The sequence below is a fragment of the Streptomyces sp. NPDC033174 genome (genome assembly GCF_055577795.1).
Map to the genome: position 1 here is coordinate 77,046 of NZ_JBVIPQ010000010.1, position 19,770 is coordinate 96,815.

Here is a 19,770-nt window from a genome sequence, read left to right on the forward strand (position 1 = left end):
AGGGTTCGATGACGGTACGTGCAGCAGTGGCAGGAGCGAGCGGATACGCGGGCGGAGAGGTCCTGCGTCTGCTTCTCTCCCACCCCGAGGTGGAGATCGGCGCCCTGACCGGTTTCTCCAACGCGGGTCAGCGGCTCGGCTCCCTGCAGCCGCATCTGCTGCCGCTGGCGGACCGTATCCTCGAGCCGACCACCGCCGAGGTGCTCGCCGGACAGGACCGGCCGCACGACGTCGTCTTCCTCGCGCTCCCGCACGGCGAGTCCGCCGCGGTCGCCGAGCAGCTCGGGCCGGACGTCCTCGTCATCGACATGGGCGCCGACCACCGGCTGAAGGACTCCGCGGACTGGGAGAAGTTCTACGGCTCCCCGCACGCCGGCACCTGGCCGTACGGCCTCCCCGAGCTCCCGGGTGCCCGCGCGGCCCTGGAGGGCTCCCGGCGCATCGCGGTGCCCGGCTGCTACCCGACCGCCGTGTCCCTCGCGCTCTTCCCGGCCTACGAGAGCGGCCTGGCCGAGCCGGAGGCGGTCGTCGTCGCGGCCACCGGCACCTCCGGCGCGGGCAAGGCCCTCAAGCCTCATCTGCTCGGCTCCGAGGTCATGGGCTCGATGAGCCCGTACGGCGTCGGAGGCGGCCACCGGCACATCCCGGAGATGATCCAGAACCTCGGCCCGGTGGCCGGCGAGAAGGTGACGGTGTCCTTCACGCCGACCCTCGCGCCGATGGCCCGCGGCATCCTCGCCACCTGCTCGGCCAAGGCGAAGCCGGGTGTGACGGCGGAGACCGTACGGGCCGCCTACGAGAAGGCCTTCGCCGACGAGGCGTTCGTCCACCTGCTCCCCGAGGGGCAGTGGCCGGCGACGGCGTCCGTCTACGGTTCCAACGCCGTTCAGGTCCAGGTCGCGTACGACGAGGCGGCGCAGCGCATCATCGCGATCAGCGCCATCGACAACCTCACCAAGGGCACCGCCGGCGGCGCGGTGCAGAGCATGAACATCGCCCTCGGGTTCGCCGAGGAGACGGGTCTTTCCGCGATTGGAGTTGCGCCGTGAGCGTGACCGCAGCGAAGGGATTCACGGCGGCGGGCATCGCCGCCGGGATCAAGGAGAACGGCAACCCGGACCTGGCCCTCGTGGTCAACAACGGGCCCCGTCTGGCCGCGGCGGGCGTCTTCACCTCCAATCGCGTCAAGGCCGCGCCCGTCCTCTGGTCCGAGCAGGTCCTCAAGGGCGGGGAGGTGTCCGCCGTCGTCCTCAACTCCGGTGGCGCCAACGCCTGCACGGGCCCCAAGGGCTTCCAGGACACGCACGCGACGGCCGAGAAGGTGGCCGAGGTGCTCGGCATCGGCGCCGGCGAGGTCGCCGTCGCCTCCACCGGCCTCATCGGCGTCCTCCTTCCGATGGACAAGCTGCTGCCGGGCGTCGAGAAGGCCGCCGGTGAGCTGTCCGAGCACGGCGGCGAGAAGGCCGCCATCGCCATCAAGACCACCGACACCGTCCACAAGACCTCCGTGGTGACCAAGGACGGCTGGACCGTCGGCGGCATGGCCAAGGGCGCGGGCATGCTCGCTCCCGGCCTCGCCACCATGCTCGTCGTCCTCACCACCGACGCGGACCTCGACGCCCCGACGCTCGACAAGGCCCTGCGCGACGCCACCCGGGTCACCTTCGACCGGGTCGACTCCGACGGCTGCATGTCGACCAACGACACGGTCCTGCTGCTCGCCTCCGGCGCGGCCGCGGTGTCGCCGGCGTACGAGGAGTTCGCCGAGGCCGTACGGACCGTCTGCGACGACCTCGCCCGCCAGCTCATCGGCGACGCCGAGGGCGCCAGCAAGGACATCCGTATCGAGGTGATCAACGCCGCCTCCGAGGACGACGCCGTCGAGGTGGGCCGCTCCATCGCCCGGAACAACCTCCTCAAGTGCGCCATCCACGGCGAGGACCCCAACTGGGGCCGGGTGCTCTCAGCCATCGGCACCACGAAGGCCGCGTTCGAGCCCGACCAGCTCAATGTCGCCATCAACGGCGTCTGGGTCTGCAAGAACGGCGGCGTGGGCGAGGACCGCGACCTGGTCGACATGCGCTACCGGGAGGTCGAGATCACCGCTGACCTGGCCGCCGGCGACGAGTCGGCCGTCATCTGGGCCAACGACCTCACCGCCGACTACGTCCACGAGAACAGCGCGTACAGCTCATGAGCCAGACACGGAAGCACACGGCCCTGCCCAAGGCGCAGATCCTCATCGAGGCGCTGCCCTGGCTCACCCGCCACCACGGCAAGACCGTCGTCATCAAGTTCGGCGGCAACGCCATGATCGACGAGGACCTGAAGGCGGCCTTCGCCCAGGACGTCGTCTTCCTGCACCACGCCGGCCTCAAGCCGGTCGTCGTGCACGGCGGCGGCCCGCAGATCAGCGCGCAGCTCGACCGGCACGGCCTGGTCAGCGAGTTCAAGGCCGGTCTGCGGGTGACCACGCCCGAGGCCATGGACGTCGTCCGCATGGTGCTGGCCGGCAAGGTCCAGCGCGAGCTCGTGGGGCTCCTCAACGAACACGGTCCGCTCGCCGTCGGCATGACCGGCGAGGACGCCCACACCATCACCGCCACCCAGCACTTCCCGCAGATCGACGGCGAGTCCGTGGACATCGGCCGGGTCGGCGAGATCACCTCGGTCGACGCCGGCGCGATCGAGGCGCTCCTGGAGGACGGCCGCATCCCGGTCGTCTCCTCCATCGCCCGCAGCGCCGAGGACAACCACGTCTACAACGTCAACGCCGACACGGCGGCGGCCGCGCTCGCCGCGGCCCTCGGCGCCGAGACGCTGATGGTCCTCACCGATGTCGAGGGACTCTACGAGGACTGGCCGCACAGCGACGAGGTGATCAGCCGCCTCACGGCGAGCCAGCTGGAGAAGCTGCTGCCCGAGCTCTCCAGCGGCATGGTCCCCAAGATGGAGGGCTGCCTCCACGCCGTGCGCAACGGGGTCACCACCGCCCGTGTGATCGACGGCCGGGTGCCGCACTCGATCCTGCTGGAGATCTTCACCGACGAGGGCATCGGCACGATGGTCGTGCCCGACGGCCAGGGGGCGTCATGAGCGGCACACGTGGCAATGAAGCACTGACCCTGCGCTGGCAGGGCGCGCTGATGGACAACTACGGCACACCGAAGCTGTCCCTGGCGCGCGGCGAGGGCGCGAAGGTATGGGACGCCGACGGCACCGAGTACATCGACTTCGTCGGCGGTATCGCGGTCAACGCCCTCGGCCACGCCCACCCCGCCGTCGTCGAGGCCGTCTCCCGGCAGATCGCCTCCCTCGGCCATGTCTCCAACCTCTTCGTGGCCGAGCCGCCCGTCGCCCTCGCCGAGCGGCTGCTCCAGCTCTTCGGCCGCCCCGGCAGGGTCTTCTTCTGCAACTCCGGGGCCGAGGCCAACGAAGCGGCCTTCAAGATCGGCCGGCTCACCGGACGCCCGCACATGGTCGCCACCACCGGCGGGTTCCACGGCCGCACCATGGGCTCCCTCGCCCTGACCGGCCAGCCCGGCAAGCAGGAGCCGTTCCGGCCGCTGCCCGGCGAGGTCACGCATGTGCCCTACGGAGACGTCGACGCCCTGCGCGCCGCCGTCACCGAACGGACCGCCTTCGTGATCATCGAGCCGATCCAGGGGGAGAACGGCGTGGTCGTGCCCCCCGCCGGTTATCTGAAGGCCGCCCGTGAGATCACCCGCGCCACCGGCACCCTTCTCGTCCTCGACGAGGTGCAGACCGGCATCGGCCGCACCGGGCACTGGTTCGAGCACCAGGGCCACGACGGCGTGGAGCCGGACGTCGTCACCCTCGCCAAGGGCCTCGGCGGCGGGCTGCCGCTCGGCGCGACCGTCGCCTTCGGCGCGGCCGCCGACCTGCTGAAGCCCGGTCACCACGGCACGACCTTCGGCGGCAACCCGGTGTCCTGCGCCGCGGGGCTCGCCGTGATCGACACCCTCGCGGCCGACGGGACGCTCGACGCGGTGAAGCGACTCGGCGAGAAACTGCGGGAGGGAACCGAGGCGCTCGGCCACCCGCTGGTCTCCCACGTCCGTGGCGCGGGTCTGCTGCTGGGTATCGTGCTCACCGAGCCCCTCGCGCCCCAGGTGCAGAAGGCGGCTCAGGACGCCGGTCTCCTGGTGAACGCGCCCGCCCCCGATGTCGTACGGCTCATGCCGCCACTGATCATCGGGGACGACGAGGTGGACACGTTCCTCCGGGCGCTGCCCGGCGTCCTCGACGCGGTGTACCAGGCAGGACGATCCGGGGAATGAGACGACGACGATGACCGACGCGCAGGACACCGAGCACGGCGGGCCGTCCGTACCGCAGACCCGGACCGCCCGGCACCGGCGGATCGTGGACATCCTCAACCGGCAGCCGGTGCGCTCGCAGAGCCAGTTGGCGAAGCTGCTCGCGGACGACGGGCTGAGCGTCACCCAGGCGACGCTCTCCCGGGACCTGGACGAACTGGGCGCGGTGAAGATCCGCAACACCGGCGGTGAGCTGATCTACGCGGTGCCGAGCGAGGGTGGATTCCGCACCCCACAGGCGCCGCTCGGCGAGTCCGCCAAGGAGGAGCGCATGCGGCGCCTCTCCGGCGAACTGCTGATCTCCGCCGAGGCCTCGGCCAATCTCGTGGTCCTGCGCACCCCGCCGGGCGCCGCGCAGTTCCTCGCGTCGGCCATCGACCAGGCCGAGCTGAACGACATCCTCGGCACCATCGCCGGCGACGACACCCTGATGCTCATCTCCCGCGACCCGGCGGGCGGCCAGGCGCTCGCCGACCATCTGCTGCGCCTCGCGCAGAACGACCGCTAGGGCAGTCTTTCGGATCTTGCCGGGCTGGGTCCCCGCAGCGGGATCAGTAGCGGCTGACCGCCGTCGGCCCGCGCCTGGTCCCGATCGCGATGTGGGGGCGGCGGGCCGGTTCGGCCCAGGCGAGGATCCGGGCCATTGCCCCGGCAGGCACGGAGACACAGCCGGCCGTCGCCCCGCGCCCGTCGACGTGCAGGAAGATCCCTGCGCCCCGGCCGCGCACCGGCCGGTCGTAGTTGAAGCCGATGACGAGAGCGTGCGCGTACTGCGTCCCGTAGGCGACCAGATGCTCGGCCTCCGCCGCCCGGCAGTGCGGCGGCAGCCCCTCGACCCAGCGGTTGTACGCCCGTGAGCCGTTGTCCTGGCACCACCAGGACCGCTCGGTCACCCGGCGGTAGGGGTACGCGGTCCCGGCGGGCGCGGCCTTGTTCCCGAAGGCGTACGGCAGTGCGTACAGACCGGTCGGCGTGGTGGACGTTCCCTGCGCCCGCCGCTCGCCCTCCGTCAGCCCGTTCTTCCCGAACCGGGCGGGCGCCGACCCTGCCTCGATCCAGCGCCCACCCCGCAGGTCCCACCAGGTCACCCTCCCGGTGGTGGACCCGGCGCGCGGCGCCTCGGCGGTGATCAGCTGGCTGCCTCCGCCGGTGTCGGCCATGCGAGCCGGCAGTGGCGGGTGAGTCTCATGACCGGTGAGCAGACCGACCAGGACGGCGCCGAGCGCGAGAACGGTACGCATGATCGCGACGCTAGGGCCGGCGTGCCCGGCCGGCCACACGGTACTGGGCCGTTCGGCGGCCGCACCGCTCGTCGATCAGGGATCTCCGCTCCCCGTACCAGCGACTTTGCGGCGACGTTGACAAAACATACGGAGCTCTGCATAGTTATACCCATCAGTGATTGCAAGGTAAGGAGAAACCCGTGACCGAGCGCGTCGTACTCGCCTACTCGGGCGGCCTGGACACCTCCGTCGCCATCGGCTGGATCGCCGAGGAGACGGGTGCCGAGGTCATCGCCGTCGCCGTGGACGTCGGCCAGGGCGGCGAGGACCTGGACGTCATCCGCAAGCGCGCGCTCGCCTGTGGTGCGGTCGAGGCCGAGGTCGCGGACGCCAAGGACGAGTTCGCCGACGAGTACTGCCTCCCGGCGATCAAGGCCAACGCCCTCTACATGGACCGCTACCCGCTGGTCTCGGCGCTCTCCCGGCCGACCATCGTCAAGCACCTCGTCGCCGCCGCGAAGAAGCACGACGCCGGCATCGTCGCCCACGGCTGCACCGGCAAGGGCAACGACCAGGTGCGGTTCGAGGCGGGCATTCAGGCGCTCGGCCCGGACCTGAAGTGCATCGCCCCGGTCCGTGACTACGCGATGACCCGCGACAAGGCCATCGCCTTCGCCGAGAAGGCGAACCTGCCGATCGCGACCACGAAGAAGTCCCCGTACTCCATCGACCAGAACGTCTTCGGCCGGGCCGTCGAGACCGGCTTCCTCGAGGACATCTGGAACGCGCCGATCGAGGACATCTACGAGTACACGCAGAACCCGGCCGTCGCCCGCGAGGCCGACGAGGTCGTCATCTCCTTCAAGGAGGGCGTCCCGGTCGCCATCGACGGCAGGCCCGTCACCGTCCTGCAGGCCATCCAGCAGCTCAACGAGCGCGCCGGAGCCCAGGGCATCGGCCGGATCGACATGGTCGAGGACCGGCTCGTGGGCATCAAGTCCCGTGAGGTGTACGAGGCTCCCGGCGCGATCGCCCTGATCACCGCCCACCAGGAGCTCGAGAACGTCACCGTCGAGCGCGAGCTGGCCCGCTACAAGCGTCAGGTCGAGCAGCGCTGGGGCGAGATGGTCTACGACGGTCTGTGGTTCTCCCCGCTCAAGCGCGCCCTGGACGGCTTCATCAACGAGGCCAACCAGCACGTTACCGGTGACATCCGGATGACCCTGCACGGCGGCCGCGCCGTCGTCACCGGCCGGAAGTCGGAGGAGTCGCTCTACGACTTCAACCTGGCGACCTACGACTCCGGCGACACCTTCGACCAGTCGAAGGCACAGGGCTTCATCGACATCTTCGCGCTGTCCGCGAAGATCGCCGCGAAGCGTGACCTCGCGTAAGTACGACTCGTTCGACAGCCGCCTCCCTGTTCCTCCGCCGGGGGAAGGGGAGGCGGCGGCGTATCCCACCCTTGTCTTGAGGAGCATGCAGTGAGCAGCAACAACGGTGACGTCCGGCTCTGGGGCGGCCGCTTCGCCGACGGTCCGGCCGAGGCGCTGGCGAAGCTGTCCGCGTCGGTCCACTTCGACTGGCGGCTCGCGCCGTACGACATCGCCGGCTCCCGTGCCCACGCGCGCGTGCTCCACCAGGCAGGCCTGCTGACCGACGACGAGCTCACGCGCATGCTGGCCGGTCTCGACCGGCTCGAGGCCGATGTGGCGGACGGCTCCTTCGTCGGCACCATCGCCGACGAGGACGTCCACACCGCCCTGGAGCGGGGTCTCCTGGAGCGCCTCGGCGCCGACCTGGGCGGCAAGCTGCGCGCCGGCCGGTCCCGCAACGACCAGGTCGCCACCCTCTTCCGGATGTACCTGCGCGACCACGCCCGGATCATCGGCGGCCTCATCGCCGACCTCCAGGACGCGCTGGTCGGCCTCGCCGAGGCCCACGCGGACGTCGCCATGCCCGGCCGTACGCATCTCCAGCACGCCCAGCCGGTGCTCTTCGCCCACCATGTCCTGGCCCACGTCCAGTCCCTCTCCCGGGACGCCGAGCGGCTGCGCCAGTGGGACACGCGGACCGCGGTCTCGCCGTACGGCTCCGGCGCCCTGGCCGGCTCCTCACTCGGTCTGGACCCCGAGGCGGTCGCCCGGGACCTGGGCTTCGAGCGCGGCTCGGTCGGCAACTCCATCGATGGCACGGCCTCGCGCGACTTCGTCGCCGAGTTCGCCTTCATCACCGCGATGATCGGCGTGAACCTCTCCCGGATCGCGGAGGAGGTCATCCTCTGGAACACGAAGGAGTTCTCCTTCGTGACCCTGCACGACGCCTTCTCGACCGGCTCGTCGATCATGCCGCAGAAGAAGAACCCCGACATCGCCGAGCTGGCCCGTGGCAAGTCCGGCCGCCTCATCGGCAATCTGACCGGGCTCCTCGCGACCCTCAAGGCCCTCCCGCTCGCCTACAACCGGGACCTGCAGGAGGACAAGGAGCCGGTCTTCGACTCCTGCGACCAGCTGGAAGTCCTGCTCCCCGCCTTCACCGGCATGATGGCCACGCTGACCGTCAACCGGGAGCGCATGGAGGAGCTGGCCCCGGCCGGTTTCTCCCTCGCCACCGACATCGCCGAGTGGCTGGTCAAGCAGGGCGTGCCCTTCCGGGTGGCGCACGAGGTCGCCGGCGAGTGCGTCAAGGAGTGCGAGAGCCTCGGGATCGAGCTGGACGAACTCACCGACGAGCAGTTCGCCAAGATCTCCGAGCACCTGACCCCCGAGGTCCGGACGGTCCTCAACGTCCCCGGCGCCCTCGCCTCCCGCAGCGGCCGTGGTGGCACCGCCCCCTCGGCCGTCGCCACCCAGCTGGTCGAGGTGAAGGCGGACCTGGTGATCCAGCACGCCTGGGCCACCGCCAAGAAGTAGGTCAGCAAGGGCCCCTCAGGGGTCACAGCGCCGCCGCCCACTGCGCGAGCGTGTCGAAGTCCGGCCGGATCAGTCCGATCCGGGGATCGACGTGCAGCAGCAGGGCGGCGGCGAGGTGTTTCCGCTCCACGAATTCGTGGTCGTGCGGCGTGATGTCGTCGTCGACCCAGGCGAACGGCCGCCCGGCGGCGTACTCAACGATGTACTGCGTCTTCCAGAAGGTCCCGTGAGGGGCCTTTCCGTGCATCTGGGGCCAGTCGATGAACGGCAGCGCGGGCAGACCGAGATGGGGACCGATCCAGTCGTTGGCCTCGCCCTTCCAGGTCGTTGCCCAGACGAGCTCGTAGGAGTCGGTGAGCGCGAGGAGCTCCTCGCCGTGCCCGGGGTTGAGCCAGACCCGAAGCGGCTTGGTCTCATTCCACCCCGAGGGCCGCATCCGGTGTGTGGCGTACCCCGCCGGTCTTCGCTCCTTCTGCGCGGCGTACGGATTGAGCGGACCGTCCACGTCGATCAACAGCAGCGGCTTCATGGTCCCAGCATTCCTCTCGCCCCTCGATGAGGCATGGAAATATCGAATGAGACAGAGATGTCTCAGGCGGTGTATGGTTGTCTCATGTCAGTCGATCGTGAGCAGGTCCTCCGCACCGCCGCCGCCCTTCTCTCCCGCAAGTCCACGGCCACCATGGACGAGGTCGCGCGGGCCGCCGGGATCGGCCGGGCCACCCTCCACCGGCACTTCGCCGGGCGAGAGGCGCTGGTCAGGGCGCTGGAGGAGCTGGGCATCGCGGAATTCGACACGGCGCTCGAAGCCGCCAGGCTCGACGCCGGCAGCGCCGAGGACGCCCTGCGCCGGCTCGTCACCGAGGTGGAGCCCGTCGCCGGACTGCTGGCCTTCCTGGTCACCGAGAACCAGCTCTTCGAGGGCGACCAGCAGAACGAGGGCTGGTCCCGGCTCGACGCCCGCGTGTCCGCGCTCTTCCGGCGCGGCCAGGAGCAGGGCGCGTTCCGCATCGACCTGACCCCCGCCTGGCTGACCGAGGCCCTCTACGGGCTGATCGGCACCTGCGCCTGGGCCGTCCAGGACGGCCGCGTCGCGGGCAAGGACTTCCAGTACATGATCGTCGAGCTGTTGCTCGGCGGAGCACGCAGGAGCGTGGAGAAATGACCAGTACCGACCAGCTCGCGAGGGACGCGGAGGTGGTGCGCCGCCCGGGACGGTGGCTGGCTCTCGCCGTTCTCGTCCTGGCCGTACTGCTGGTGGCGGTGGACGCCACCGTACTCGGACTCGCGACCCCCTTCCTCAGCGAGGACCTCAAGCCGTCCGGCACCCAGCTGCTCTGGATCGGTGACGTCTACTCCTTCGTCATCGCCGGACTGCTGGTCTCCATGGGCAGCCTGGGTGACCGCATCGGCCGCAAGAAGCTGCTGCTCACCGGCGCCGTCGCGTTCGGTGCCGTCTCGGTGCTCAACGCCTATGCCACCAGCCCCGAGATGATGATCGCCGCCCGGGCACTGCTCGGTGTGGCCGGTGCGACCCTGATGCCGTCCACGCTGGCGCTCATCCGCAACCTCTTCCACGACCCGCGCGAGCGCAGCCTCGCCGTCGGTGTCTGGGGCGCGATGGCCTCCGCCGGCGCGGCCGTCGGACCCGTCGTCGGCGGCTTCCTGCTCGAACACTTCTGGTGGGGCTCGGTCTTCCTGATCAACCTGCCGGTCATGGCCGTCCTGGTGATCGTCGGCGTGAAGATGATCCCCGAGTCGAAGAACCCGTCGCCCGGCCCCTGGGACCTGATCAGCGTCGGCCTGTCGCTCATCGGCATGATCGGTGTCGTCTACGCCGTCAAGGAGGCGGCGGCGCACGGTTTCCGGTTGGATGTGGCACTCTCGGCCGCCATCGGCCTCGGCGCGCTGGCATGGTTCGTCCGCAGGCAGCTCACCCTGCCGTCACCGCTGCTGGACATGCGGCTCTTCCACCACCGCGGCTTCTCCGGCGCGGTGCTCGCCGACCTGCTGACCATTCTCGGACTGTCCGGCCTGATCTTCTTCCTCTCCCAGTTCCTGCAACTGGTTCAGGGCCGACAGCCCTTGGAGGCGGGCCTCGCCGAACTGCCCGCCGCCATCGGCGCGGTGACGGCCGGTCTGATCGCCGGTACGGTCGCCCGGCGCTTCTCCGTACGGTCCGTGGTGGCCGGCGGTCTCGCGGCGGTCGGCCTCGCGCTCGCCGCGCTGACGACCCTCGACCGGACCACCGGGTATCCGCTGCTCGGCGCGGCCCTGCTGGTCGTCGGCGTGGGCGCGGGCTTCGCCTTCACCGTCACCGCCGACGTGATCCTCTCCAGCGTCCCGCGCGAGCAGGCCGGATCGGCCTCGGCGGTGTCGGAGACCGCGTACGAACTGGGCGCCGCGCTCGGCATCGCCCTGCTCGGCTCCATCGTCACCGGCGCCTACCAGGGCTTCGCGACTCCGCCGGGCGTCCCGGGCGGCGCCGCCGCCGAGGCGCACGAGTCCCTCGGTGGCGCGGTGGAAGCGGCCTCCGCCCTGCCGGCCCCGAGCGGTCCGGCGCTGGTCTCGGCGGCCCAGGACGCCTTCGTCGAGGGTCTTCACTTCGCGGCGGGCGTCGGTGCGGCGGTGCTGCTGACGACGGCGGTGGCGGCGTGGTTCCTGCTGAAGGGCCAGAACCTGGAAGAGGGTGTCGAGCACCCGTAGACGTATGTGGGCCCCGACCGGTCACCGGTCGGGGCCCACATCGTTGCAGAGTTGCCCGAGCTGCCGCGTCTCGCGTTCTCGTGCTCCCGTGGCCGGAAGTGCTACGCGGCCTTGGCCTTGGTCGCGTACATGTCCACGTACTCCTGACCCGACAGCCGCATCACCTCGGCCATCACGGAGTCCGTCACCGCCCGCAGCACATAACGGTCGCGGTCCATCCCGTCGTAACGGGAGAACTCCATCGCCTCGCCGAAGCGGACGGTCACCCGTCCGGGGCGTGGCAGCCCCGCGCCGCCCGGCTGGATCTTGTCGGTGCCGATCATGGCGAAGGGCACCACCGGAGCGCCGGTCATCAGCGTCAGCCGCGCGATGCCGGTACGGCCCCGGTACAGCCGGCCGTCGGGGGAGCGGGTGCCCTCCGGGTAGATCGAGAAGATCTTGCCCTCCTCCAGCACGCGCCGGCCCGTCATCAGCGCGGCGACACCGCCGCGGCCGCCGTCACGGTCGACGGGGATCATGCCGACGCTCGTGAAGAACCAGGCCATCAGCCGGCCCTTGAGGCCCTTGCCCGTGACGTACTCGTCCTTGCCGATGAAGTAGACCGGGCGGTCCAGGCAGATCGGCATGATCATGGAGTCGATGAAGGTGAGGTGATTGCCCGCCAGGATGACGGGACCGGTCCCGGGAATGTTCTCCGCGCCTTCCACGCGTGGGCGGAACATCAGGCGCATGATCGGTCCGAGCACTGCCTTGATGAGCGCGAGACGGGACAACGGTTCCTCCGGTGTCGTGGCGGTCGTGGACGGCCGACGGTCTGGGCAGGTGATCTGTACAGCTGGTCCGTGCACGTGGTCTGTGCAGGTGAGGACGATACTCGCGGGTCGCTTCCGCGCGCACATCGGGTTCACCGAGTGGATACGCAGTGTTGACGTGAGTTTTCGGCCTGTTCGTCGAGGGTCTGCCCTCCGTACGGCGTAGGTGCCTACGATCAGCCTCCGTTTGACAGGTGCGGGACATCACACCGGCACGGCGCGGAAACAGCGGAAGAAGGAGAGTGCGATGACACAGGGCGCGCGCAGGACCCCGGCCCGGCGGACCGTTCTCGGAGCGGCGGTACTGGGCTCCGCGGCCCTCGGCGCGATCGGCGTCCCGACCCCGGCCGCCGCGCGGAACGCGGAGGGAGGCGGGCACCGCCCGCCCGGCCACGAACTGCCCGTGCCGACCGTCATCGCCCACCGGGGCGCCAGCGGCTACCGCCCCGAGCACACCCTCGGCTCCTACCAGCTCGCCCTCGACATGGGTGCCCATGTCATCGAGCAGGATCTCGTCCCCACCAAGGACGGCCATCTCGTCTGCCGTCACGAGAACGACATCACCGGCACCACCGATGTCGCCGACCGCCCCGAGTTCGCGTCCCGCAAGGTGACCAAGTCCGTCGACGGCATCTCCCTCACCGGCTGGTTCACCGAGGACTTCACGCTCGCCGAGCTCAAGACCCTGCGAGCCAAGGAGCGCATCCCCGGCACGCGCCAGGAGAACACCCTCTACGACGGGCGCTGGGAGATCCCCACGTTCGAGGAGGTGCTGCGCTGGGCCGAGAAGGAGGGCCGGCGCCGCGGCCGCCCGGTCTGGCTGCACGTCGAGACCAAGCACCCCTCGTACTTCCGGGGCATCGGCCTGGCCCTGGAGGAGCGGCTGGCGAAGCTGCTGCGCCGGTACGGACGCCACCGCGCGGACTCCCCGGTCTTCTTGCAGTCGTTCGAGCCGAGCAGCATCCAGCGGCTCTCCCGGCTCGTCTCCTCGCCGAGGGTGGTGCTGCTCTCCGGGGCCACCACGCGCCCCTGGGACTTCGTCGAGGCGGGGGATCCGCGCACGGTCGCCGATCTGATCACTCCCCAGGGGCTGAAGTGGATCGCGTCGTTCGCGCAGGGCCTGGGCCCGACGCTGGACCTGATCATCCCCAAGGACGCGAACGGCAGGCTGACGACGGCCACCACGCTGGTCCGGGACGCCCACGCCGAGGGGCTGATCCTCCATCCGTACACGGCCCGCAACGAGAACACCTTCCTGCCGGCCGAATTCCGGCGGGGCACCGACCCGGCGGCGTACGGCGACGCCTTCGGCGCGCTGAAGGTCTACTTCGGGACGGGCATCGACGGCATCTTCACGGACAACCCGGACACGGGCCTGCTGGCGGCGGCGGACTTCACCGGCCGCTGAGCCGTAACCCGGACGGCCCGCAGGCGCACCCGGACGAGGGGTTTGTGGCAGGGAGGGCAACCAAGCCGCGAACTCCGTGTGTCGTGCCCGTCATGACGAACAGCGACACGGCGCACAGCGACATGACGACGGGCGACGCGGCGGCGACCAGCGCGGCAGCGGGCGCCGCGGCTGCGGGCACTCGGGCGGCGGGCGGGGAGCCCCCGGCGAACGGACCGGACGGCGAGGGGCCGGACGGGGGAGTGAGGGACCGGCGGGAGACTGACGGCGGAGTGAGGGACCGCCGGCACGCGGATGGCGGGGTGAGGGACGGCGGGGTCACGGACAGCGAGGCGGGGGACGACGCCGTCCCGGACACCAACGCCCCGACCACGGACGCGCGGCGCGCGCCCTCCGCCGCGCCCGAACTGGTCGGCGCCCTGAGCCCCCTGCTCGCCGCCGAGTCCCTGGCCGAGGCCGCCGCCGCGGGCGTCGAACCCGGCGACCTGGAGCAGGCCGTCTGGCTGCGGCTCCTGGAACGTCTCCAGGACGACGGCGCCCCCGAGCGCCCCGCCGACTGGCTGCGCCGCGCCGTCCGCGCCGAGGCCCGCCAGGCGCGCCGCACGGTCGCCCGTGAGCAGCGCTACACGGACGAGGCACACGCACCCGCCCAGGACCCGCACGCCTCGCCCGAGCGCGCCCTCCTCGTCGCCGAACGCCGCCGGGTCCTGCGCGCGGCGGTCCGCCGCACGCCCGGCCGGTGCCCGAGCCTGCTCACCGCGATGCTGTCTCCGGCCGACCCCACCTACCGGGAGATCGCAGGCGAGTTGGGTATCTCACAGGGCAGTCTGGGGCCGATGCGTTCCCGATGCCTGGGATGCCTGCGCAGAATGCTCGCTACAGAGGTTCCGCTCCTGAACTCCGGGGAAAGGAGCGGTAGACCGACCGGGCGGACCAGGTGAGCGGGAGGCATGCGCACATGGGCATGAGCGTGACCATCTCAGCGGCAGGCGCACAGGACGCCGAGCAGATCCTCAAGCTGCAGTACCTGTGTTACCAGAGCGAGGCCGAGCTGTACGGCGACTACACCATCGAGCCCCTCACCCAGTCACTCGACGCGCTGAGGACCGAACTCGACCGGGGCCACGCTTTGGTGGCGCGGCTCGGCGACGAGGTCGTGGCGTCCGTACGTGCCACCGCGGACGACGACGGCACGGTCAGGATCGCCAAGCTCATCGTCCATCCCCGGTTGCAGCGCCACGGTCTCGGCGGCCGTCTTCTCGACGCCATCGAGCAGCACTTCGCCGCCGATCCCGCTCCCGCCGCCAAGCGCTTCCGGCTCTTCACCGGGCATCGCAGCGAGGGCAACCTGCGGCTGTACCGCAGCAGGGGCTACGAAGCCGTGGCCACGCGCGAGGTCGGCCCCCGACTCACCCTGGTCATCCTGGAGAAGGCCGCCTAGGCGGCCCGGCGGGCCCTGCGGAGCCAGAGGATTCCGGTGACCGGAAGCAGGACGGGAATGAAGAGGTAGCCCATGCCGTACTCGGACCAGACCGTGGCGTCCGGGAACGCGGACGGGTCCGCCAGCGTCCAGGTCCCGACGGTCACGACCCCCACCAGCTCGGCCGCGCAGCACACCAGCGCCGCGCGGCGGGCCGTCTCACCGCCCCGGAAAAGGGTGTAGGTGATGAACGCGTACACCACGGCGGCGACAGCTGAGAGCGCGTACGCGAGCGGGGCCCGGTCGTATTCGGTGGCGATCTGGTAGACGGAGCGGGAGACCGCGCCGACCGACATCACCGAATACAGCCACACCAGCAGCATGCCGGGACCCTCGACCAGCCGGGTCCTCCCCCCGGTGGGGGCAGCGGACGTCGTCGGCTCAGGCACCGATGCCTCCCCAGATGTCGTACAGCCGTACTTCCAGCACCGCCAGGACGACCGCGCCGGCCGTGACCGTCGCCGAGCCCCAGCGGCTGCGCTCGGTCAGGGACATGAAACCGGCCGCCGGTACTGCCAGGAGCGCCCCGAGCAGATACGCGATGAAGATCGTCGTGCCCTCGTCGGCCTTCTCGCCGCGGGCCAGCTGCACGATCCCGACGACCAGCTGTGCCAGCGCCAGGACCGTGACCACGGCCATGCCAATGAAGTGCCAGTCCTTCGTCGGCTGGTCCCGTGAGAAGGCGAAGCCGCACCAGGCGGCGAGGGCGAGCGCGGCCACGGCGACCGCGACCGTCAGGGCGTCAAGCATGGCCCCGAGGGTATTACGGGCCAAAAGGCCCGGTGCGGGCGACCCCGGCGGCGGACGCCGGGCAGGGAGCGCCTCGCGGAGGAGGCCGTGGCCTTGGCCACAACGCACGCGGGCTCCGAGCTCCTCGCCGATGCCGTCGTCAGCGACCTCTCCGGCGGTGTCGGCCCAGGCCACGGCGGGACACCCGGGGATCACGGTCTCCGTCCGGCTGTCCGTATGGCGATGAAGTTCTGTCCGCTATACGGACACCGTCCATCGGCTCGCAAGGGTGTCTGGTTTACTGGCGCACATGACCACGACGAGCAGCCGCACCCTTGCGACCGAGGCGATCACGACGCCCGGTGCTCGTTGTATGTGTCGAATGTGCGCCTTCTGAGGGCCCCTGCCTGAGCCTCGCGCCCCGAAGCGAGACCCGACAGCCATGCCTCGCGTCCGTACGAACCACCGGACCGGGCCTGCCCCGCGCACACGCCGTCTCCCGGCCACCAGCCGAGCCGGCTCCCCGCGCCTGACTGTCCGAATGACGAATGCCCCGTGCCCGGCGGACCCCGCGCCGCGCACTCGACAGTGACGGAAACCCCCTGTGATCACCACTTCGGGCCTGACCAAGGTCTATGAGTCGCGAGGCCGCCAGGTCACCGCTCTGGACGGCGTCGACCTCCACGTCCGTGAGGGCGAGGTATTCGGCGTGATCGGCCAGAGCGGCGCCGGAAAGTCCTCGCTCATCCGCTGCGTCAATCTGCTGGAGCGCCCCACTGCCGGCACGGTGACCGTCGACGGCGTCGACCTCACCGCCCTGGCAGGCCGCGGCCGGCGCGCCGGCGCGGACCTGCGCCGCGCCCGCAGCAGCATCGGCATGGTCTTCCAGCACTTCAACCTGCTGTCCTCGCGCACCGTCAAGGACAACATCGAACTGCCGCTGGAAATCCTCGGCCTCTCCGGAGCCGAACGCTCCCGCCGCGCCCTGGAACTCCTCGACCTCGTCGGTCTCGCCGACAAGGCCAAGGCCTACCCCGCCCAGCTCTCCGGCGGCCAGAAGCAGCGCGTCGGCATCGCCCGCGCCCTGGCCGGCAACCCCAAGGTGCTGCTCTCCGACGAGGCCACCAGCGCCCTCGACCCCGAGACCACCCGCTCGATCCTGCAGCTTCTGCGCGACCTCAACCAGCAGCTCGGCCTGACCGTGCTGCTCATCACGCACGAGATGGACGTCGTCAAGACGGTCTGCGACTCGGCCGCGCTGATGCGCGGCGGCAGGATCGTCGAGTCCGGCACGGTCGGGGAACTGCTCGCCACCCCGGGCTCCGAGCTCGCCGCCGAGCTCTTCCCGGTGACCGGCGACGCCTCCGGCCCCGACCGCACCGTCGTCGACGTGACGTTCCACGGCGAGGCCGCCACCCAGCCGGTGATCTCCCAGCTGTCCCGTACGTACAACATCGACATCTCGATCCTCGGCGCCGCCATGGACACCGTCGCCGGCAAGCAGGTCGGCCGGATGCGGATCGAACTCCCCGGCCGCTACGAGGAGAACGTCGTCCCGGTCGGCTTCCTGCGCGAGCAGGGCCTCCAGGTCGAGGTCGTCGACGCGGACACGGTCGAGGCGGACGCCGCCCCGGCCGCGGACGGCCCGGCCGACACCGTCCCGGGCGCCGACGCCCCGTCCGTACCGGCGCAGAGCGCCCCGCTGGCCAAGGAAGGTGCCAAGTGACCTGGTCGGAGATGCAGCCCCTGCTCGAACAGGGCACCATCGACACCCTTTACATGGTGCTGTGGGCCACGCTCGTCACGATCGGCGGCGGACTGCCGCTCGGCATCCTCCTCGTCCTCACCGACAAGGGCGGACTGCTGCAGAACGCCGTGGTGAACAAGGTCGTCGGCGTGATCGTGAACATCGGCCGCTCGCTGCCGTTCATCATCCTGCTGATCGCCCTGATCCCGTTCACCACCCTGGTCGTCGGCACCTTCATCGGCCCCACGGCGATGATCGTCCCGCTCGCCATCGGCGCCATCCCCTTCTTCGCGCGACTCGTCGAGACGGCGATCCGCGAGGTCGACCACGGCCTGGTCGAAGCGGTCGAGTCCATGGGCGGATCCGTCCCCACGATCGTCCGCAAGGTCCTGCTGCCGCAGGCCCTGCCCTCGCTCGTCTCCGCCGTCACCACGACCGTCATCGTCCTCATCGGCTACTCGGCCATGGCCGGCGCGGTCGGCGGCGAAGGCCTCGGATCCAAGGCGATCACCTACGGATACCAGCGCTTCGACACCCAGTTCATGCTGGTCACCGTCGTCGTGCTGATCGCGATCGTCACCGTCGTCCAGCTCATCGGCGACGGTGCCGTCCGGCTCCTCGCCCGCCGCGGCCGCACCAGCTCCTGACTTCTTCCCCAACAAGCCCGCACTCCTTGTCCGGGCGTCCGTCGCACCACCAGAAAGAGGCACTTTTCGTGCGTAAGAACATCAAGCTCACCGCCGCTGCCGCCGCCACCGCCGCGCTCGCCCTCGGCCTCACCGCCTGCGGCACGGCCTCGGACCCGTCCTCCTCCAAGGACAAGGACGGCAACGCCGACACCTCCAAGGCGCTCGTCGTCGCCGCGTCCCCGACGCCGCACGCCGACATCCTCAACTTCGTCAAGGACAAGCTCGCCGCGAAGGAGGGCCTGAAGCTGGAGGTGAAGGAGTTCACGGACTACGTCCTGCCGAACACCGCCACCGAGTCCGGCCAGGTCGACGCCAACTTCTTCCAGCACAAGCCGTACCTGGACGACTTCAACCAGAAGAACAAGACCCACATCGTCCCGGTCGTCAACGTCCACCTCGAGCCGCTCGGCCTCTACTCCAAGAAGGTCAAGGACCTCAAGGACCTCAAGGCCGGCCACACCATCGCCGTTCCCAACGACACCACCAACGGCGGCCGCGCGCTCAAGCTGCTCGCGGACAACGGTCTGATCACCCTCAAGGACGGCGTCGGCTCCAACGGCAAGCTCTCCGACATCACCGACAAGAAGGGCCTGGAGTTCAAGGAGCTGGAGGCCGCCACCGTGCCCCGCGCCCTGAACGACGTGGACGCCGCCGTCGTGAACGGGAACTACGCCATCGAGGCCAAGCTCAACCCGGCCACCGACTCCCTGGCCCTGGAGAAGGCGGAGGGCAACCCCTACGCCAACTTCCTCGCCGTCAAGGAGGGCAACGAGAAGGACGCGCGCGTGCAGAAGCTCGCCAAGCTCCTCAACTCGCCCGAGGTGAAGAAGTACATCGAGGACACGTACAAGAACGGCTCGGTCATTCCGGCCTTCGGCGCGGCCAAGTAGGGCCCGCGGTACATTCCTTGAGGCGAAGGCCCCCCGCATCCCGTCCGATGCGTGGGGGCCTTCGCCGTACTCCGCCGCCGGTGACCCGGCCATGCACATCCCCGGCACCATGCTGCATGCTGTGCGTTCACGGTCCTTTACAGACGGTCCTCGGTATGGAGCTGCGCATGACTACCACCTTTCCGGACATCTCCATCAGCACGGAACGGCTGGTGCTGCGCGCGCTCGAGGACGACGACGCCCCCGCCCTGGCCGAAATGATGAACGACGAACTCGTCGCCTCCTGGACCGCCGTTCCCCAGCCCTTCACCGAGGCCGCGGCCCGCCACTGGATCACCGAGTACGCGCCCGCCGAACGCGCCGCGGGCCGCGGACTCGACCTCGCCGTCACCGAGTTCCTCACCCAGCGCCTGGTCGGCATCGTCCAACTGGGGAGCACCAACTGGCGCATCCGCTCCACCGAGATCTCGTACATCATCGCCCCCTGGGCCCGCGGCGAGGGCTACGCCTCCGAGGCCGCGCTCGCCACCGCCCAGTGGCTCTTCCGCGACCAGCGGTTCGAGCGCCTCGAACTGCGCACCGCGGCCGGCAACACCGCCTCCCAGCAGGTCGCCCAGAAGATCGGCTGCATCAGCGAGGGAGTCCTGCGCAACGCGTGGATAGCGCGGACCCAGACCGAGGACGGCGGCTGGACCGACATCAGGACCGACCTGATCGTCTGGAGCCTGCTCGCCGAGGACCTCGAAGGCGTCGCCGACCAGATGGCCGAGGCCGGCGGCTACGCCACCTTCGCCGACTGGAACTGACACACACCAGGTAGCCTCACCACTGCCG

The 19,770-nt window shown here is 70.4% G+C and carries 20 protein-coding genes and 1 pseudogene; 16 read left to right on the forward strand and 5 right to left on the reverse strand.

Annotated features, from left to right (window positions below):
* Positions 1-8 precede the first annotated feature (8 nt).
* Genes argC through ACZ5VC_RS28070 form a run of 5 tightly spaced genes read left to right on the forward strand, consistent with a single transcriptional unit; the run spans position 9 to position 4,848 of the window.
* The gene (gene argC, locus ACZ5VC_RS28050; protein WP_469122784.1) at positions 9-1,049 is read left to right on the forward strand and encodes an N-acetyl-gamma-glutamyl-phosphate reductase; all 1,041 of its coding nucleotides are present in this window, start codon (positions 9-11) and stop codon (positions 1,047-1,049) included.
* Positions 1,046-2,197: a bifunctional glutamate N-acetyltransferase/amino-acid acetyltransferase ArgJ gene (gene argJ, locus ACZ5VC_RS28055; protein ID WP_469122785.1), complete on the forward strand. Its 1,152-nt coding sequence runs from the start codon at positions 1,046-1,048 to the stop codon at positions 2,195-2,197. The genes argC and argJ overlap by 4 nt, the downstream gene beginning before the upstream one ends.
* The gene (gene argB / locus ACZ5VC_RS28060) at positions 2,194-3,096 is read left to right on the forward strand and encodes an acetylglutamate kinase (RefSeq protein WP_469122786.1); all 903 of its coding nucleotides are present in this window, start codon (positions 2,194-2,196) and stop codon (positions 3,094-3,096) included. Before argJ ends, argB begins: the two co-directional genes overlap by 4 nt.
* Positions 3,093-4,301, forward strand: a complete 1,209-nt coding sequence (locus tag ACZ5VC_RS28065) for an acetylornithine transaminase (RefSeq protein WP_469122787.1) — start codon at positions 3,093-3,095, stop codon at positions 4,299-4,301. The genes argB and ACZ5VC_RS28065 overlap by 4 nt, the downstream gene beginning before the upstream one ends.
* Positions 4,302-4,311: 10 nt before the next feature.
* Positions 4,312-4,848: an arginine repressor gene (locus tag ACZ5VC_RS28070; protein ID WP_468709363.1), complete on the forward strand. Its 537-nt coding sequence runs from the start codon at positions 4,312-4,314 to the stop codon at positions 4,846-4,848.
* A 43-nt stretch (positions 4,849-4,891) separates the two neighbouring features.
* Here the strand turns inward: ACZ5VC_RS28070 and ACZ5VC_RS28075 are convergent, their stop codons facing one another.
* On the reverse strand, positions 4,892-5,581 hold the full coding sequence (locus ACZ5VC_RS28075; protein ID WP_469122788.1) for a L,D-transpeptidase family protein: 690 nt from the start codon (positions 5,579-5,581) through the stop codon (positions 4,892-4,894).
* A 182-nt stretch (positions 5,582-5,763) separates the two neighbouring features.
* Here ACZ5VC_RS28075 and ACZ5VC_RS28080 point away from each other — a divergent pair, with 182 nt between their 5' ends.
* Positions 5,764-6,957, forward strand: a complete 1,194-nt coding sequence (locus tag ACZ5VC_RS28080) for an argininosuccinate synthase (protein WP_469122789.1) — start codon at positions 5,764-5,766, stop codon at positions 6,955-6,957.
* A 90-nt stretch (positions 6,958-7,047) separates the two neighbouring features.
* Complete coding sequence (gene argH, locus ACZ5VC_RS28085) at positions 7,048-8,475, forward strand: argininosuccinate lyase (RefSeq protein ID WP_469122790.1); 1,428 nt, start codon at positions 7,048-7,050, stop codon at positions 8,473-8,475.
* Positions 8,476-8,497: 22 nt separating this feature from the next.
* Here argH and ACZ5VC_RS28090 read toward each other — a convergent pair whose 3' ends face one another.
* Positions 8,498-9,004, reverse strand: a complete 507-nt coding sequence (locus ACZ5VC_RS28090; protein ID WP_469122791.1) for an HAD domain-containing protein — start codon at positions 9,002-9,004, stop codon at positions 8,498-8,500.
* Positions 9,005-9,088: 84 nt separating this feature from the next.
* Here ACZ5VC_RS28090 and ACZ5VC_RS28095 point away from each other — a divergent pair, with 84 nt between their 5' ends.
* Together ACZ5VC_RS28095 and ACZ5VC_RS28100 are read left to right on the forward strand one after the other, a co-directional pair.
* Complete coding sequence (locus tag ACZ5VC_RS28095) at positions 9,089-9,640, forward strand: TetR/AcrR family transcriptional regulator (RefSeq protein WP_469122792.1); 552 nt, start codon at positions 9,089-9,091, stop codon at positions 9,638-9,640.
* Complete coding sequence (locus tag ACZ5VC_RS28100; RefSeq protein ID WP_469122793.1) at positions 9,637-11,181, forward strand: MFS transporter; 1,545 nt, start codon at positions 9,637-9,639, stop codon at positions 11,179-11,181. Before ACZ5VC_RS28095 ends, ACZ5VC_RS28100 begins: the two co-directional genes overlap by 4 nt.
* 101 nt (positions 11,182-11,282) lie before the next feature.
* Here ACZ5VC_RS28100 and ACZ5VC_RS28105 read toward each other — a convergent pair whose 3' ends face one another.
* A complete protein-coding gene (locus ACZ5VC_RS28105; protein ID WP_468709353.1) occupies positions 11,283-11,954 on the reverse strand; it encodes a lysophospholipid acyltransferase family protein in 672 nt (223 codons plus the stop codon).
* 286 nt (positions 11,955-12,240) lie between these two features.
* On the opposite strand from ACZ5VC_RS28105, the gene ACZ5VC_RS28110 reads away from it, so the two are divergent.
* The 3 genes and pseudogenes from ACZ5VC_RS28110 to ACZ5VC_RS28120 all read left to right on the forward strand — a co-directional run bounded on the left by ACZ5VC_RS28110 (position 12,241) and on the right by ACZ5VC_RS28120 (position 14,842).
* Positions 12,241-13,401 carry a glycerophosphodiester phosphodiesterase gene (locus ACZ5VC_RS28110; RefSeq protein ID WP_469122794.1) on the forward strand — a complete coding sequence of 387 codons (1,161 nt, stop codon included), beginning with the start codon at positions 12,241-12,243 and terminating at the stop codon, positions 13,399-13,401.
* 407 nt (positions 13,402-13,808) lie between these two features.
* Positions 13,809-14,320 (forward strand): annotated as a pseudogene (locus ACZ5VC_RS28115) (RNA polymerase sigma factor).
* Between the two features lie 39 nt (positions 14,321-14,359).
* A complete protein-coding gene (locus ACZ5VC_RS28120; RefSeq protein ID WP_469122795.1) occupies positions 14,360-14,842 on the forward strand; it encodes a GNAT family N-acetyltransferase in 483 nt (160 codons plus the stop codon).
* Here ACZ5VC_RS28120 and ACZ5VC_RS28125 read toward each other — a convergent pair.
* Both ACZ5VC_RS28125 and ACZ5VC_RS28130 read right to left on the reverse strand, forming a co-directional pair.
* On the reverse strand, positions 14,839-15,204 hold the full coding sequence (locus ACZ5VC_RS28125; RefSeq protein WP_469122951.1) for a hypothetical protein: 366 nt from the start codon (positions 15,202-15,204) through the stop codon (positions 14,839-14,841). The genes ACZ5VC_RS28120 and ACZ5VC_RS28125 overlap by 4 nt on opposite strands.
* 58 nt (positions 15,205-15,262) lie before the next feature.
* A complete protein-coding gene (locus tag ACZ5VC_RS28130) occupies positions 15,263-15,631 on the reverse strand; it encodes a hypothetical protein (protein ID WP_469122796.1) in 369 nt (122 codons plus the stop codon).
* 583 nt (positions 15,632-16,214) lie between these two features.
* On the opposite strand from ACZ5VC_RS28130, the gene ACZ5VC_RS28135 reads away from it, so the two are divergent.
* The 4 genes from ACZ5VC_RS28135 (at position 16,215) to ACZ5VC_RS28150 (ending at position 19,742) form a co-directional block, all read left to right on the forward strand.
* Entirely contained in the window at positions 16,215-17,336 is a 1,122-nt protein-coding gene (locus ACZ5VC_RS28135; protein ID WP_469122797.1) for a methionine ABC transporter ATP-binding protein, read from the forward strand.
* Positions 17,333-18,004, forward strand: a complete 672-nt coding sequence (locus tag ACZ5VC_RS28140) for a methionine ABC transporter permease (RefSeq protein ID WP_468709341.1) — start codon at positions 17,333-17,335, stop codon at positions 18,002-18,004. The genes ACZ5VC_RS28135 and ACZ5VC_RS28140 overlap by 4 nt, the downstream gene beginning before the upstream one ends.
* Before the next feature lie 68 nt (positions 18,005-18,072).
* Positions 18,073-18,936: a MetQ/NlpA family ABC transporter substrate-binding protein gene (locus ACZ5VC_RS28145; protein WP_469122798.1), complete on the forward strand. Its 864-nt coding sequence runs from the start codon at positions 18,073-18,075 to the stop codon at positions 18,934-18,936.
* A 167-nt stretch (positions 18,937-19,103) separates the two neighbouring features.
* Entirely contained in the window at positions 19,104-19,742 is a 639-nt protein-coding gene (locus ACZ5VC_RS28150) for a GNAT family N-acetyltransferase (RefSeq protein ID WP_469122799.1), read from the forward strand.
* Positions 19,743-19,770: the final 28 nt, after the last annotated feature.

Coding starts and splice junctions, on each gene's coding strand:
- ACZ5VC_RS28070 (WP_468709363.1), top strand. CDS start 4,312: ATGACCGACGCGCAGGACACCGAGCACGGCGGGCCGTCCGTACCGCAG.
- ACZ5VC_RS28120 (WP_469122795.1), top strand. CDS start 14,360: ATGGGCATGAGCGTGACCATCTCAGCGGCAGGCGCACAGGACGCCGAG.
- ACZ5VC_RS28110 (WP_469122794.1), top strand. CDS start 12,241: ATGACACAGGGCGCGCGCAGGACCCCGGCCCGGCGGACCGTTCTCGGA.
- ACZ5VC_RS28100 (WP_469122793.1), top strand. CDS start 9,637: ATGACCAGTACCGACCAGCTCGCGAGGGACGCGGAGGTGGTGCGCCGC.
- ACZ5VC_RS28090 (WP_469122791.1), bottom strand. CDS start 9,004: ATGAAGCCGCTGCTGTTGATCGACGTGGACGGTCCGCTCAATCCGTAC.
- ACZ5VC_RS28065 (WP_469122787.1), top strand. CDS start 3,093: ATGAGCGGCACACGTGGCAATGAAGCACTGACCCTGCGCTGGCAGGGC.
- ACZ5VC_RS28125 (WP_469122951.1), bottom strand. CDS start 15,204: ATGCTGCTGGTGTGGCTGTATTCGGTGATGTCGGTCGGCGCGGTCTCC.
- ACZ5VC_RS28130 (WP_469122796.1), bottom strand. CDS start 15,631: ATGCTTGACGCCCTGACGGTCGCGGTCGCCGTGGCCGCGCTCGCCCTC.
- ACZ5VC_RS28150 (WP_469122799.1), top strand. CDS start 19,104: ATGACTACCACCTTTCCGGACATCTCCATCAGCACGGAACGGCTGGTG.
- ACZ5VC_RS28075 (WP_469122788.1), bottom strand. CDS start 5,581: ATGCGTACCGTTCTCGCGCTCGGCGCCGTCCTGGTCGGTCTGCTCACC.
- argC (WP_469122784.1), top strand. CDS start 9: ATGACGGTACGTGCAGCAGTGGCAGGAGCGAGCGGATACGCGGGCGGA.
- argB (WP_469122786.1), top strand. CDS start 2,194: ATGAGCCAGACACGGAAGCACACGGCCCTGCCCAAGGCGCAGATCCTC.
- ACZ5VC_RS28095 (WP_469122792.1), top strand. CDS start 9,089: ATGTCAGTCGATCGTGAGCAGGTCCTCCGCACCGCCGCCGCCCTTCTC.